The 13,521-nt window shown below is 64.9% G+C and carries 11 protein-coding genes, 1 tRNA gene and 1 pseudogene; 9 read left to right on the top strand and 4 right to left on the bottom strand.

The genetic code is table 11. The annotated features are described in order from the left end of the window. Positions 1–75: 75 nt before the first annotated feature. Positions 76–873 (bottom strand): M14 family metallopeptidase, encoded by a 798-nt coding sequence (locus tag CHINAEXTREME_RS15850; protein ID WP_007142796.1) that lies wholly within the window; start codon positions 871–873, stop codon positions 76–78. Positions 874–951: 78 nt separating this feature from the next. Then, positions 952–1,446, bottom strand: coding sequence for a DUF309 domain-containing protein (locus tag CHINAEXTREME_RS15845; protein ID WP_007142795.1), 495 nt, complete (start codon positions 1,444–1,446; stop codon positions 952–954). Positions 1,447–1,645: 199 nt separating this feature from the next. On the opposite strand from CHINAEXTREME_RS15845, the gene CHINAEXTREME_RS22465 reads away from it, so the two are divergent. From CHINAEXTREME_RS22465 to CHINAEXTREME_RS15820, 6 genes and pseudogenes are all read left to right on the top strand, one after another. Continuing rightward, the gene (locus CHINAEXTREME_RS22465) at positions 1,646–1,777 is read left to right on the top strand and encodes a hypothetical protein (RefSeq protein WP_007142794.1); all 132 of its coding nucleotides are present in this window, start codon (positions 1,646–1,648) and stop codon (positions 1,775–1,777) included. A 206-nt stretch (positions 1,778–1,983) separates the two neighbouring features. After that, positions 1,984–2,066: transfer RNA gene (locus CHINAEXTREME_RS15840), tRNA-Leu, on the top strand. 321 nt (positions 2,067–2,387) lie between these two features. Continuing rightward, entirely contained in the window at positions 2,388–3,209 is an 822-nt protein-coding gene (locus CHINAEXTREME_RS15835; RefSeq protein WP_007142793.1) for a hypothetical protein, read from the top strand. Positions 3,210–3,288: 79 nt separating this feature from the next. Beyond that, positions 3,289–4,128: pseudogene (locus CHINAEXTREME_RS15830) on the top strand (IS4 family transposase); the annotation flags it as partial. A gap of 193 nt (positions 4,129–4,321) precedes the next feature. Beyond that, on the top strand, positions 4,322–5,107 hold the full coding sequence (locus tag CHINAEXTREME_RS15825) for a hypothetical protein (protein WP_007142792.1): 786 nt from the start codon (positions 4,322–4,324) through the stop codon (positions 5,105–5,107). 110 nt (positions 5,108–5,217) lie between these two features. Next, positions 5,218–6,030 (top strand): inositol monophosphatase family protein, encoded by an 813-nt coding sequence (locus tag CHINAEXTREME_RS15820; RefSeq protein ID WP_007142791.1) that lies wholly within the window; start codon positions 5,218–5,220, stop codon positions 6,028–6,030. Positions 6,031–6,036: 6 nt separating this feature from the next. On the opposite strand, the gene CHINAEXTREME_RS15815 is transcribed toward CHINAEXTREME_RS15820, so the two are convergent. Then, positions 6,037–6,453, bottom strand: a complete 417-nt coding sequence (locus tag CHINAEXTREME_RS15815; protein WP_007142790.1) for a DoxX family protein — start codon at positions 6,451–6,453, stop codon at positions 6,037–6,039. A 332-nt stretch (positions 6,454–6,785) separates the two neighbouring features. Here CHINAEXTREME_RS15815 and CHINAEXTREME_RS15810 point away from each other — a divergent pair, with 332 nt between their 5' ends. Beyond that, on the top strand, positions 6,786–7,910 hold the full coding sequence (locus CHINAEXTREME_RS15810; protein WP_007142789.1) for a DUF63 family protein: 1,125 nt from the start codon (positions 6,786–6,788) through the stop codon (positions 7,908–7,910). Positions 7,911–8,006: 96 nt separating this feature from the next. Here the strand turns inward: CHINAEXTREME_RS15810 and CHINAEXTREME_RS15805 are convergent, their stop codons facing one another. Beyond that, complete coding sequence (locus CHINAEXTREME_RS15805; RefSeq protein WP_007142788.1) at positions 8,007–8,822, bottom strand: TrmB family transcriptional regulator; 816 nt, start codon at positions 8,820–8,822, stop codon at positions 8,007–8,009. 143 nt (positions 8,823–8,965) lie between these two features. Here CHINAEXTREME_RS15805 and CHINAEXTREME_RS15800 point away from each other — a divergent pair, with 143 nt between their 5' ends. Together CHINAEXTREME_RS15800 and CHINAEXTREME_RS15795 are read left to right on the top strand one after the other, a co-directional pair. Further along, positions 8,966–10,984, top strand: a complete 2,019-nt coding sequence (locus CHINAEXTREME_RS15800; RefSeq protein ID WP_007142787.1) for a COG1361 S-layer family protein — start codon at positions 8,966–8,968, stop codon at positions 10,982–10,984. Positions 10,985–10,990: 6 nt separating this feature from the next. Further along, positions 10,991–13,411, top strand: a complete 2,421-nt coding sequence (locus tag CHINAEXTREME_RS15795; protein WP_007142786.1) for an efflux RND transporter permease subunit — start codon at positions 10,991–10,993, stop codon at positions 13,409–13,411. Positions 13,412–13,521 lie beyond the last annotated feature (110 nt).

The following is a 13,521-nucleotide window of genomic DNA, read 5'->3' as shown; positions in this document are numbered from 1 at the left end:
ACCAGGAAGAGGAACGGTTTAAGCTACGTGTTAGCCGTCCGGTATGCGCCGCTTACCCAGTCCAGTCGGCCGGAGTCAATCGGCTGCCGCCGGCGACTCGAGAACCTCGAGTTTCTCGGCGGCGTAGCCGAAGACGTCCCGGTAGCCGTAGGGTGACATCAGTACGGGGTAGAACGACTCGTCGGCGACCTGTTCGTTCCCGTCGGCCGCCGCGAACGGGGCTCCGGCCTCGACTTCGGTGAAGTTCTCGACGAATACCTCGTAGGTGTCGGCCGGTTCCTTGGGCACGACGTCGGTGAGCCGGAAGACTGGCAGATCACGCGAGACGGTGTCGCCGGGCAGCACGCCGACGGCGGTGAGAAACGCCCGCATCAGCCGGTTCGCGTTCTGGGCGGCCGACTCCGACCCCTGCTGTCCACACTCGACCTCGATCGTGTCGATCTCGGTCATCAACCGCCCCTCGGCGAAGTTCTCCGTCTCGACCATCGCCGTCACCGGGAGTTGCGGACACAGTCTCGCCGCGGTCTCGTCGACGCCATCGACGATCGCGAACGGATCCGCGTAGCTCTGGGTCGAGTGCATCGAGAACGTGAGACAGCCCTCGAGTTCCTCGACGAGGCGGTGGGCGAGCCGTCGCTCGTGGGTCTCCGCGTCGGGATCGCCGGGGAAGACCCGGTTGAGGTCCTCGTCGACGAATCGGACGCGTCGCTCGAGGGCGTTCTCGTTTGCGACGACGAGTTTGACGGGGCGTTGGACGGTCGGCCGCTCCTCGAGTAACCGTTCGACCGCGCGGACGCCGCAGGGTTCGTCGCCGTGAACGCCGGCGAGGACCGCGATTTCCGGCGTCCCCGACCCGATCTGTGCGACTCTCATCAACATACAGGAGGATCCGAAGGCCCAAAGGCGACACGGTTCGGTCTCGCGGTTCCGGTCGATATCACCGTGCGCCCGTCAGTCATCGAGTGACGCTGCGTACTCGCGGTCGACCTGTCGCGCCGTCGGGTACTCGGCGTCGAGACGGATCTGCCACCCGTCGAGGTAAGACGGATCCTCGAGGGCGTTCGAGACGGCCGTCCGGACGTCGAGGACGTCGACCCCGTAGTAGTCGGCGGGCGTCCCACGGAGGTACTGCAGCGCCGTCCGGAACAGCGATCGCATCCCGTCGTCGTCTTCGAAGTCGTTGTGTTTGTACGCGCCGGCGGCGACCTGGACCATTCCGTGGAGGAAAGCGCTCTCGGTTCGGCCGCGACCGTAGTTGTACCACTCGTCCTCGAAACAGTCGTGGCTCTCGTGATAGTCGCCGGCGTTGAACAGGCGGACGCCGTGGACCGTCGCCCGCCGGAGCGTCGCGTGTTTCCAGCGGCCCTCGGACTCGAGCCAGCCGGTCGGCGGATCGCTGCGGTCCGGCGGCGGATCGACGGTCGGGTCCGCCGTGTGGTCGGTCATGGTTCCGTATTGGACTCGAGGACGGGTATACCGTTCGGCGCACCGCGGAAAACCGACGGGCAACGCGACAATCAACGAGATATTTCGGCTATGCGGCGGGCAGTCATCGGAACGTCGCCGGTGTAGTCGGCCCCCGTATATAGTGCATACACAGTGTCAGGCAAGGCCTTATTCGCCTGTGGACCGTTTCCCGAGATAGATGAACCATCCGTACGGGCGGTGTGAGAACTGCGGGAACCGTCTCTACGAACACGTCGACGGCGGCTACCGCTGCCCGAACTGCGAGACGCTGTACTCACAGGACACGATCGAGCAGTCGCCCTCGGTCTGAAGCCGCTCGAGACCGACCGGTCGTTTCTTCGAGCGGCCTTCGAGCGCCTCGATCGGGTGGTGTACGATAGCGACCCGAACGGACGCGGGCCACCGACTGGGACTCGATGCCACCCCTGCCGGACCGGAAGAGGGGGCGACCCTCGCGTCGAGAGACGAGGAAAATCGCAGACTATTCAAACGACACGGTCGTACGGACGATTGCGTGCGAGGGTAGCCAAGCGGTCAACGGCGGCGGACTCAAGATCCGCTCGTGTAGACGTTCGTGGGTTCGATTCCCTCCCCTCGCATCGCAACGAAGTGCAAATCGCACTGAGTGAGATGCAGGAGGGATCGAACGACGCCGGAGCTCTGCGCGAAACGCAGGTTCCCGGAGGTAGTTCGATTCCCTCCCCTCGCATCGCATGCGGCGCGAACGCGCCGGAAAGATGCGGAAGATCAGCACGACGCGATCTTCCCTCGCAACATTCTCGAGAACCCGATCCCCCGTCGAGAGTGACGGCCCCGTCTCTCGCCGTCGCGTGAAGAGGACAAAACACTTATACGACGGCTGAAAACCCCGCTACCGACTCGGGACGCGAACGACGTCCTCACGAGCGGAGTACGACGGAATGCCCTCCACAGCAGCGACCGACGATCGGGACGACCGCGACCGAGCCGATGGAACGGCCACCAGCGGGTCACTCCGCCGTGCCGCGAGAGCCCTCCTCGCGCCGCGATTCGGGATCGATCCCCGGGCACTCGCGGCGTTCCGGATCGCCGTCGGCCTGGTTGTACTCGGTGATCTGCTTTTGGTGCGTCTCCCGGGCGTACGGGCCTTCTACACCGACGCCGGGGTGTTCCCGCGGTCGACGCTGGCGACGCTGTACCCGCCGTTCGAATCCGCGTCGTTGCACGCACTGTCCGGCGACGCGTGGTTCCAGTACCTCCTGCTCGGGGTCGCCGCCGTCGCCGCGCTCTCGCTGACCGTCGGCTACCGGACCCGGAGCGCGACGGCCGGTTCCGCGATCCTGCTTGCGTCGCTGCACGCCCGGAACCCGCTGGTGTTGAACGGTGGCGATACGATCCTGTTGTCGCTGCTCGTGCTGGGACCGTTCCTCCCGCTCGGCGTACGATGGTCGGTCGACGCGGTGCGACGCGCCGAAGACGCGACGGAGGACGGACCCGGGACCGACGACGACCGCGTGCTCTCGGTCGCCACCGCGACGATCCTCGTTCACTTCGTCGTCATCTACGCGATCAACGGCGCGGTCAAGTTCCAGAGCGAGGCCTGGATGGACGGGACGGCGACGCCACGTATCTTCCACCTCGAGCAGTACGTCGTCTGGCTCGGCCCCTGGGTGGCGAAACTGGGGACGACGCTGGTCGTCGCGAACTGGTCCTGGGTCGCCCTGCTCTGTGGCTCGGTCCTGTTGCTCGTCCATTCGTTCTAGTTTAGCCATTCGTTCTAGTTTAGCAGAGTGTAGCGCCGTCTGACTAGATATCGTTGTGACTACCAGTCAGAGAAATCCGGTGGATAGTGTGACCTACTCCCCACCGGATTCAGTGATTGTTGATCGGATTCAAAGAGCGTTTCCCTCCGATGAGTTGCGCGAGCGCGCTCGCGCAACGAATCTCGTAGAGCGTGAACGGAAATTCGACGCTGTTGCGCTGTTCTACACGCTTTCACTCGGCTTCGCTGCTGGATCAGACCGATCTATTCAGGCCTTTCTCGAACGATTCGTCGAGATGGCTGACTGTGACGAACTCTCCTATGCAACCTTCCACGGGTGGTTCTCTCCACCGTTCGTTGCACTCCTTCGAGAGATTCTCGATGACGCCATCGAGAATCTCGATACCAGAAGTGCCGACCTTAGCGGACGTCTCGAACGGTTTCGAGACGTCCTCATCGTCGATGGGAGCATTGTGTCTCTCTATCAAGATGCTGCAGATGTGTACGCTGCAACCGGTGACGATCAGGCTGGTCTGAAACTTCACCTAACAGAATCACTCTCAACTGGCCTTCCGGCACGGTACCAGACAACTGACGCTAAAACCCAAGAACGGAGCCAGCTACCCACCGGCGAGTGGGTAGCTGGCGCACTTATCCTGCTTGATCTCGGCTTCTACGACTTCTGGTTGTTCGACCGCATTGACCAGAATAACGGCTGGTTCGTCTCCCGTGTGAAGGACGACGCAAACTTCGAGATCGTCGAAGAGCTCCGGACGTGGCGGGGCAACAGTATCCCGCTCGAAGGAGAGTCGCTGCAGGACGTCCTTGACGACCTGCAGCGACAGGAAATCGATGTTCGCATTACCCTCTCGTTCGAGCGAAAGCGAGGGTCGTCCACCAGCCCGCCCCGAACGTTCCGCCCCCCTGTCTCAATAGCGGCAGCTCTGGAACGGCGACGCACTCACAGCCGTGAGTGCGCCGCCTCAAAGGTATCACACGACGAATCCGTGACTGCCTGTTCCAGCGACCCACTCTCCTGAGCCAGTCCACTCCAATTTGGTATAGTCTCTGCTGAGATCCTGCTTCACCCCGTCGCTAAACTAGAACAGATGGTTGCTCGTCTTTACCGACCGACTCCGGGCCGCACTCGCGTTCGCGTTCGTCGGCTGTGAACTGGGGCTTGCCGCGACGATGCGACTCGGCGCGTTCCCCTTCGTCATGGTGGCGGCCCTGTTGCTGTTCTTGCCACCGCGGATCTGGGACCGCCTCGAGGCGGCGCTGAAAACTAAGGGCGGTCGGGATCCGCGGGCCGTCGGGGAGTCGATCGGCTCCCGGCACCTCGCCGTAGAGCGCGCTGCGTTGCCGTCGGTTCCGGTGGGGAGAAGGGACGTTCCGGCCCGGACGACCGTCCGCCGGCTGGGACGCGTTGCGGCCTCGGTCGTCCTCGTCTGTTTCCTCGTCGCCGTCGTTACCTGGCAACTGGCCGGCGCGGGGTTCGTCGACTCCCCGACCGACGTCGACGAGATCGAGGAGGCAAGCTGGTCGTTCTTCGCGCCGAATCCGCCCGACGCCTCCTGGTGGTACGCCTGGGAAGCCGACCTCGAGGGCGGCGAGACGGTCGGGACGCTCACGGACGAGAGCGGTGAGATCGACCGCCCGCCCGACGCCGCGGACACCTACCCTTCGGTCCTCTGGAAGCGGTACGGTACCGACCTGCGCTACGGCGGCGACGCTCACTACGAGCCCCTGGCCGACTACCGCTGTCGCCGGGTGGCGGACGATTCCACCTCCGACGGCGAACCGGAGACGGTGCGGCTGTATCACGTCGAGCAGCCGGTGACGGTCGACGGGCCGGTCGGCGACCCGGTCGCGGACCTGCGCCTCGAGCGCGACTGTTGATCGGTCGATGCCCGACGCCGGGCGGACGCGAATCGGGCCGAAGGCCGAGGGCCGAGCCCTGATCGTCACGAATCGCTACACCTTTTCGCCGCCGGAGTGATCCTTCGGCAATGAGCGAGCAATCGGATCGTGCATCCGTCGCCCTCGAAGCGGCCGAAGCCGGTGCCGAGGTCGCCGCCGATTCTTTTCGCGGCAGCCTCGACATCGCCACGAAAGACGGCAAGACCGACGTCGTCACCCAGGCCGATCGCGAGGCCCAGGAGCGCGTCGTCGAGACGATTCGCGCGGCGTTCCCCGACGACCCGATCGTCGGCGAGGAAGACGAGGAACTGAAGGCCGTCCCGGAGGACGGGCCGTCCTGGATCGTCGACCCCATCGACGGGACGAACAACTACGTCGCCGGCATCCGGGCGTTCGGAACGGCCGTCGCGGCAGTCGTCGACGGCGAACCCGTCGCCGGGGCGAACGTCTTCCCCGCGCTCGGGGACACCTACCGCGTCGGCCCCGAGGGCGCGTTCCGCAACGGACGAAAACTGTCGGTCAGCGACTACGAGGACCCCGATATGGCGACGACCTGTCCGACCTTCTGGTGGGATTTCGACCACCGCGGCGAGTACGGCCGGGCTGCCCGTGCGCTCGTCGAGCGGTTCGGCGACGTCCGCCGGTTCGGCTGCGCCCAGTTCGAGCTCGCGCTGGTCGCCGCCGGGGGGCTCGAGGGCGTCGTCACCAACAAACAGGCGAACCCGTGGGACACGGTCGCCGGCGTCGCGATGATCCGGGAGGCCGGCGGCGTCGTCACCGACCTCGAGGGGAACCGCTGGCGACACGACAGCCACGGGCTCGTGGCCTCGAACGGCGGGATCCACGACGAGTTGCTCGAGGCGGCCAACGAGATCGAGATCGAGATCGAGGCCGACGACTGACGAGTTCTACAGGGCCGTCACGTTGAGCGCGTACGGCCAGGTCGCGTTGGCCACCGCGAGGAAGGCCAGCGCGCCGCCGGCCCCGAAGACGTTCTTCAGGAAGTGGTTCAACTCGTTTTGGGCCTCCTCGCCCTCGAGCGACCAGAAGTCGTGCATGGTCAGCGCCGATGCGAGGAGGAAGACGGCGAGTGCACCGGCCCCGAGGGCAGGAACGACGCCGAGGACAACCGAGACGCCGCCGAAGATCAGCGTGCCGCCGCTGAGCGGCACCAGGAGTCGCGGGGCCGGTAGCCCCTTGAACTCGGCGTACCCGATCATCGACTCGGCGTCGACCAGGTTGTTCACCCCCATGAACGCGAGGATGCCGCCGAAGATCAGACGGGCACCCAGAAACGCGACGTCCGCGAGCGCGGATTCGAACATCAGTTCCCCACCTCCGCCCCAACCCCCCGGAGTCGCGTCCGAAGGCGGTAGCGGTCGTCGTGTGCTTCGTGCATCGAGAGTCGGTCGATCATTGCACCCGCACATCGTTGCCGCACAAATATATCGGTTCGCGAACATCAATGTAAGCGGGTAACACCGGCGTCAACGGGGGACGCCAGCAAAACCCAGTCGGGGAAATACGCCAGCCGATAGGTCCCGCTGCGGACGGTAGTCGCCTCGAGCGGTCCGATTCCGCAGGGGACGGGACACGAAACGGGGAGACGTCCGGAGAAATCGGAAACGGTAAGCGGGCGCCCCGACGGATATCGGATATGTACGAGTCCGTCGAGCGGTACGGGCCCGAGCGCGTCTGGGCCGCAGCCGTTCTCGTCCTCGCGTCCGCGGTGATTCTGCTCGCCGCCCGCTTTCCACAGCGGGTGTACGTCGACATCATCTGGCAGTACTACTGGGGCCCCGTTGTCGCCGACGCCCACGGCTGGAGCTGCGTCGCCTGGGCCGGCGGCGAACAGGTCCCCTGTGGTGAAGCCTCCGGCGCGGGGCCGACCGCCGAACCCGGCTATACGTTCGTCTCCTACGCCGGCTACATCCCGACGCTGGTACTGGCCGTCATCGGCGTCGTCTTCCTCATCAAGCGTCTCGAGATCGAACGCTACCGTGCGGGCTTCTACGGACTGTTCCCGTTCATGCTGTTCGGCGGGGCGCTCCGCGTCGTCGAGGACACGAACGTCGCCGCGTTCCGCTACACCGGCGAACTCGCGATCGATCTCCCCTGGGTCGGCTTCCTGATCAGCCCGCTGATCTACTTCACTGTCTTCCTCGTGACGCTGTTCGCGGTCGTCGGTTCGGTCTGGCTCGACCGGAACGACTACGTATCGGGGTACGAGTACCCGCTGTTCGGCATCGGCACCGCATTGCTGACCCTGACCGTCGGCTACCTCGGAGTCACCGCGGCGACCGAAGAGTACGCCACCTTCTACCCATACCTGCTGTTGACGACGCTCGCGGTCGCGACCCTCGCGACGTGGCTCACCTGGACGGCGATCGAACGCTTCGCACCCGAGATCAACCGCGGCACCCGGTTCATGGGTGCGATCGTCATCTGGGCGCACGCGGTCGACGGCGTCGCGAACGTAATCGGACTCGACTGGGCGACCGCCTTCGGCCACGATCGGAACCTCGCGCCCAAGCACCCGGTCAACGAGGCCATCGTCGACCTCACTGCCTCGATTCTGCCGGCCGAAATCGCCGAGGTGACGGGGGCGGCCTGGCCGTTCCTGCTCGTCAAACTCGCAGCCGCAGTCTTCGTCGTCTGGATCTTCAACGAGGAGATATTCGAGGAGAGTCCGCGCTACGCCATCCTGCTGATGATCACGGTCGTCGCGGTCGGGCTCGGTCCCGGTACCCGTGACATGCTGCGGGCCACGTTCGGCGTCTGATACGGGGTACTGTCCGTCAGTTCCGGCGCAACCGTGACCCGGACGCGGTTGCGCCGGTAACTCGGTACGGGGATCCGTCTGAATCGGTCCGTCGCCCTACTCTCCGGTTGCTTCGTCGCGTTCGGTCGGCTCCCACGCTTCGGCGTCGGCCCAGAGTTCGTCGAAACTCGCCGCGAGTTCGCGGGCCGTATCGTCCTCCCGGAAGTTGACGACCGCCAGCAACTCGTCAGGCGCGGCCGGGTTGACGACCTCGAGACAGGCCTCCGCGTCGTCCAGGACGATGAACCGCCGTTCCGGGACGCTGTCGGCCCGTCGGATCTCCATGCCGGCCTCGAGCAAGTCCGTGACTCGATCCTCGGCCTGGTCGATCTCGGTCACCAGCAGTCGGATCGAGACGCCCAGGTCGAGGAGATTCCGGAGCCGATCGGCGAACGCCGCCTCGAGTGCCGGGCTGACGTCGACCGTCGCCGCGGCGATCCGGATGGAATCGTCGACCGCGGCGAACCGCTCGAGCAACAGATCGCGGGCCGCCTCCTCGTGGAGCGCGCTCGTCGTGAACCCCTCCGCGTCGTCGCCGTCCGTGATTCCCGAGAGCGCGTCGGACGCTGACGCCGCCGTTCGTTCGTACGCTGTCCGTTCTTCCTCGAGTTCCTCGAGCCGTCGTTCCTTGAGCCGGGCGACCGCCTCCTCGGGCTCGACGTGGACGTACGTTCGGGGGCGACCGTCGTCGGCTCTCGCGAGCGACCGATCGACCAGCGAGTTGAGAACGTCGTAGACCCGCCCGCGTGGAACGTCGGACTCGTCGGCGACTTGGTCCGCCGTCATCGGACCGTTGCCCGCGAGCACGACGTAGGCCCGCGCCTCGTAGTTCGAAAGGCCGAGTTCGGCCAGTAGATCGGTGTGATCGTCCATACTGGACTTACCGGAGAAAGAAACAACAAGCTTGTGGTTTGTAATAGAAAGGTTGATACGTGGGCTGCCAATACAGTCACGTGATGAGACGGACTCGTATAGTCGCCCTCAGTTTCGTTCTACTACTGCTGGTCGGCTCACCGATGACGGCGTTGGTCTCAGCCTCCGACGAGCCCGATTTCGACGTTTACCTCACGGAAAACATCGTCGCACCGGGCGAGGAGACGACCCTCCAACTGGAGATTCGCAACGCCGCCTCGCCGTACGAGGACGATAGCGACGTCGGTGATCCGCCGCCGACCGAGGCGCGCGACGTGACGGTCGAACTCAACGAAACGGACGCACCGGTCGATGTGAAAACCAACGAGACACCGGTTCCGACGATGTCGGCCCAGACGCTGCTGTCCGAGTCGTTCACGATCGCCGTCGACGAGGACGCCGAGGCCGGGACGTACGAGCTCGAGGCCGAGATCGAGTACACACACGGCGAGGACGACAGCAGCACCGACACCGAGACTGTCACGATCGTCGTCGAAGAGCGAGCGCGGTTCGAGGCCGTCGACGTTCGCTCCGGCCTCGTCGTCGGTGACCGAGGACTGGTCACTCTGGAACTGAACAATACGGGCGTCGAGAACGCGAGCGACGCCGTCGTCCAGTTCGAGTCGCCGGACCAGAACGTCCAGACGATCACCCCGGCGGCCGACGAATCGGGGTCCCAGACAGGGCCGGCTGGCGGGGCGGCGCTCCAGCCGGTCGCCCCGACGAGCGAGGGATCGGACCTCCAGACGTCCGGCAGCACGGAGTACGTCGGCGACTGGGAGATCAACGAAACCGCGACGGTACAGGCAGCGATGGACGTCGATGCCGACGCGGTCGCGCGGACGTACCCCGTCTCCGTGACCGTCGACTTCCGCGACGGCGAGGGGGTCGATCGGACCTCCCGTGAGGTGCGTGTCGGTGCCGAGACCGCACCCGAACAGCAGTTCGCCGTCGAAAACCTCGAGACCGACCTCTACGTCGGCGAGGACGGGACGATCGAAGGAACGATCGTCAACGACGGTCCGAAACCGGTCAACGACACCGTTCTCGTCGTCGACGACGGAGAAGAGGGGATCGTCCCGAACCTCGAGGAGGGACTCGGCAGCGGATCGAACGTCTACCCGCGCGAGACCCAGTATGCCGTCGGCGACCTGCAACCCGGCGAAACGGCACCGTTCGAGTTCCGGGTCGGCATCGGCGGGGAAGCCGAGCCCGGTCCGCGGGTGATGGAAGCAAACGTCAGGTACCGTAATATCCACGACGACGTTCGAACGACGCAAGAGCCGGTCGACCTCCCGCTCGAGGTCGCACCCGAGCGCGACGAGTTCGACGTCGATGTGCTCAACGCCACCCAGAAGGTGGGGGAAACGCAGGAAATCTCGCTACAGGTGACGAACACGAAGTCGGAGACGCTCACTGATATCGAGGCGAAACTCTACACGAACGATCCGCTCGACAACCACGACGACGAGGGGTTCATCCCGTCGCTCGAACCCGGCGAGTCGGCGACGGTCACCTTCGAGGTCGAAGTCAGCGACGACGCGACCCCGCAGACCTACCCGCTGCGAATGGACTTCCGATACGACGACGAGCGCTCCAACTCGCAGTTGACCGACACGTACCGGATCCCGCTCGAGGTGGTCGAGCCCGAGGAGGGGATCTCCACCCAGGCCATCCTCGCCGCGGTTGGGCTCCTCGGCGGTGTCGTGGCGGTCTGCTGGTGGTTCCGCGCCCGGATCGCCGCCGCCCTCGAGGGCGTGCCGGTGCTCGGGCGGATCGGGGACCTCGAACTCCCTGGACCGATCGCAAAGCGGCTCGGGGAAGACGAGAGCGGAGGCTCGGGGGCCGAGAGCGGGACCCGAACCGGCTACGGCGGCCACAGCCAGGTCGAAACACCCGGAACCGACGCCGCCGAATCGGCGTTCGGCTACGACGAGACTGACGACGTGGAATCGGACTCCGACGTCTGGCCGGCCGACACCGATGAACCCGAAGACGCATCCGATCCCTCCGTCGAACGGACCGGCCCGACCGGGGAACGACTCGAGTACGACGAAACCGATGCCGACGACTCCGAGGAACAGCCCGCCGATTCCGGCACCGAATCCAACGCCGACCGCTAACGAGCGATGTCCGACCAACCGGAGTCCGTCGAACGGGTACTGGGGACGATCAACCACTGGATTATCGATCGTCCGCGAACGGTCATCGTCGTCTTCCTCCTCGTTACTGCGCTGTTTGCTGGCGGACTCAGTGCGATCGAAATGGACGCCGGGTTGAACGCGTTCACTGACGGAATCGACGCGCAGAACGCCCAGGACCAGGTTAACGAGGAGTTCGAGCCGCCGTTCGAGGAGGACGCGCCGACGACACAGCTCATCCACCGCGGTGAGAACGTCCTCACACGGGACGCTTTACTCCGGATGCTCGAGATCCAACACTACCTCGAGGAAAGCGAGGAACACCGCGTCACGGAGAGCTCGAGCGTCGCGGAAGGGGTCGCCCGGTCGATCGATCCCACGGCCGACACCAGGGAAGAACAGATCAGAACGCTCGAAGGGGCGACCGACGCCCAGGTCAGAGAAACGGTCAGAGAACTGGGGGACAACCCGGAGTTTGCGGCCTCACTGAGCGAAGACTTCAGTCCCGCCGAACCCGAGGCATCGGCGACCATCGCGGTCGTCACTCACGAGAGCGACGTCGACGAACAGGCGATCCAGTACCGGGTCCGTAGCACCGTCGAGTCGATGGACGGCAACATCGTTACCTTCGGGAACGGCATCCTGGACACCGAGTTCGAGAACGTGATTTCGGACTCGATGGCGATCATCGTGCCGGTGGTCATCGTGTTGATCCTCGCGTTCCTGATTACGGCCTATCGTGACCCGTTCGACGTGGTACTGGGGCTCGTCTCGCTCGTCATGGCGGTGATCTGGACGTTCGGATTCACCGGGCACGCCGGCATCCCGTTCTCGATGGTGATGATCGCGATCCCGCCCCTGTTGCTCGCGGTCGGGATCGACTTCGGGATTCACGCCGTCAACCGGTACCGGGAAGAGCGCGTCGACGGTGCCGGGATCGAAGAGGGGATGGATACCGCCGCCACGCAGTTACTCATCGCGTTCTTCATCGTCACTGGAACGACCGTCATCGGCTTCGGCGCGAACGTCACCAGCGACCTCGAACCGATCCGCGAGTTCGGGTTCGTCGCAAGCATCGGGATCATCTTTACGTTCTTTATCTTCGGCATCTTCCTGCCGGCGGCGAAGGTGTATCTCGATCAACTGCGAGACGCGTACGGTATCCGCGAGTTCGGCTCTTCACCGCTTGGCTCCGAAGATTCGCTGCTCGGGCGAGTCCTCCCCGTCGGTGCACACGTGGGGCGGCGGGCACCGATCGCGATGGTACTCGTCGCCCTGGTGGTGACCGCTGGAACCGGTGCGTACGCAACGACCGTCGATACCACCTTCGAGGAGGAGGATTTCCTCCCGGCCGAGGAACTGCCCGGCTACGCCGAGACGATGCCCGAACCCCTGGCGCCCGAAGAGTACACCGTCACCGCGACGATCAACTACCTCGAGGACACCTTCGAGAGCGGCGAGGACGACGAGGTGACGATCTACGTCGAAGGGCCGATACACGAGGATCACGCCCTGGAGTCCGTCCACCGCGCCGGGAACGATCCGCCGTCGACGATCGTCACCGAGAATGGCCGGGCCGAGAGCAACAGCATCGTCGACGTGATGCACGACCACGCGGAGAACGACGACGAGTTCGCTCGCCTGCTCGAGGCCAACGATATCGACGGCAACGGCGTCCCCGATCGCAACGTCGGGTACGTCCTCGATCGCCTCCTCGAATCGGACGCCCGTGACGACGCACTCGAGTACATTACCGAAGATCAGCGCAGTATGCGGGTCATCTACACCGTCGAGGCCGACGCCACCCAGGCCGAAGTCACGGAAGACGCCCGGGAACTGGCGGCCGACTTCCGACTGGATACCACACCGACCGGCGATATCGTCGTCTTCCACGAAACCTCGAAGGTGATCCTGGACTCGTCGCTGTTCAGCCTCGCGCTGGCGCTCGTGTTCACCCTGGTGTTCCTGATGCTCATCTACCACGTACTCGAGGGGCGTGCGTCGCTAGGGATTGCGAACATGTTTCCTATCGTGGTGACGGTTGCAGTGCTTGCCGGGACCATGCCGATACTCGACCTTCCCCTGAACGCGCTGACGGGAACGGTGCTGTCGCTCACGATCGGTGTCGGCGTCGCCTACTCTGTCCACGTCACTCACCGCTTCATCGACGAGTACAACGAGTGTGGGGACGCCTACGAGTCGCTCCTGACGACGCTGCGTGGGACCGGTGGCGCACTCACGGGGTCGATGCTGACGACCCTCGGCGGCTCGGCGTCGCTGATTCTGGCGATCACTCCGCTGCTCGGCCAGTTCGGACTCCTGATGTCGATCAGCGTCATCTACTCGTTCCTGATGGCGGTGGTCGTGTTGCCGCCGACGCTGGTGGTGTGGGAGCGTGTGGCCGGGTGAGGCGGCGCGGCGGTCCCGGACTCGAGAGACCGGTCGGCGAGTTCGGGTCCCACCTGAAATATTCCGTTCGGACCAGTAACACCCAAAACGGCGGCCGGCAAACCACAGAT

Origin of the sequence: Halobiforma lacisalsi AJ5 (assembly GCF_000226975.2) — an archaeon.
Classification (GTDB): domain Archaea; phylum Halobacteriota; class Halobacteria; order Halobacteriales; family Natrialbaceae; genus Natronobacterium; species Natronobacterium lacisalsi.
This window is presented reverse-complemented; position numbering and strand designations above follow the sequence as displayed.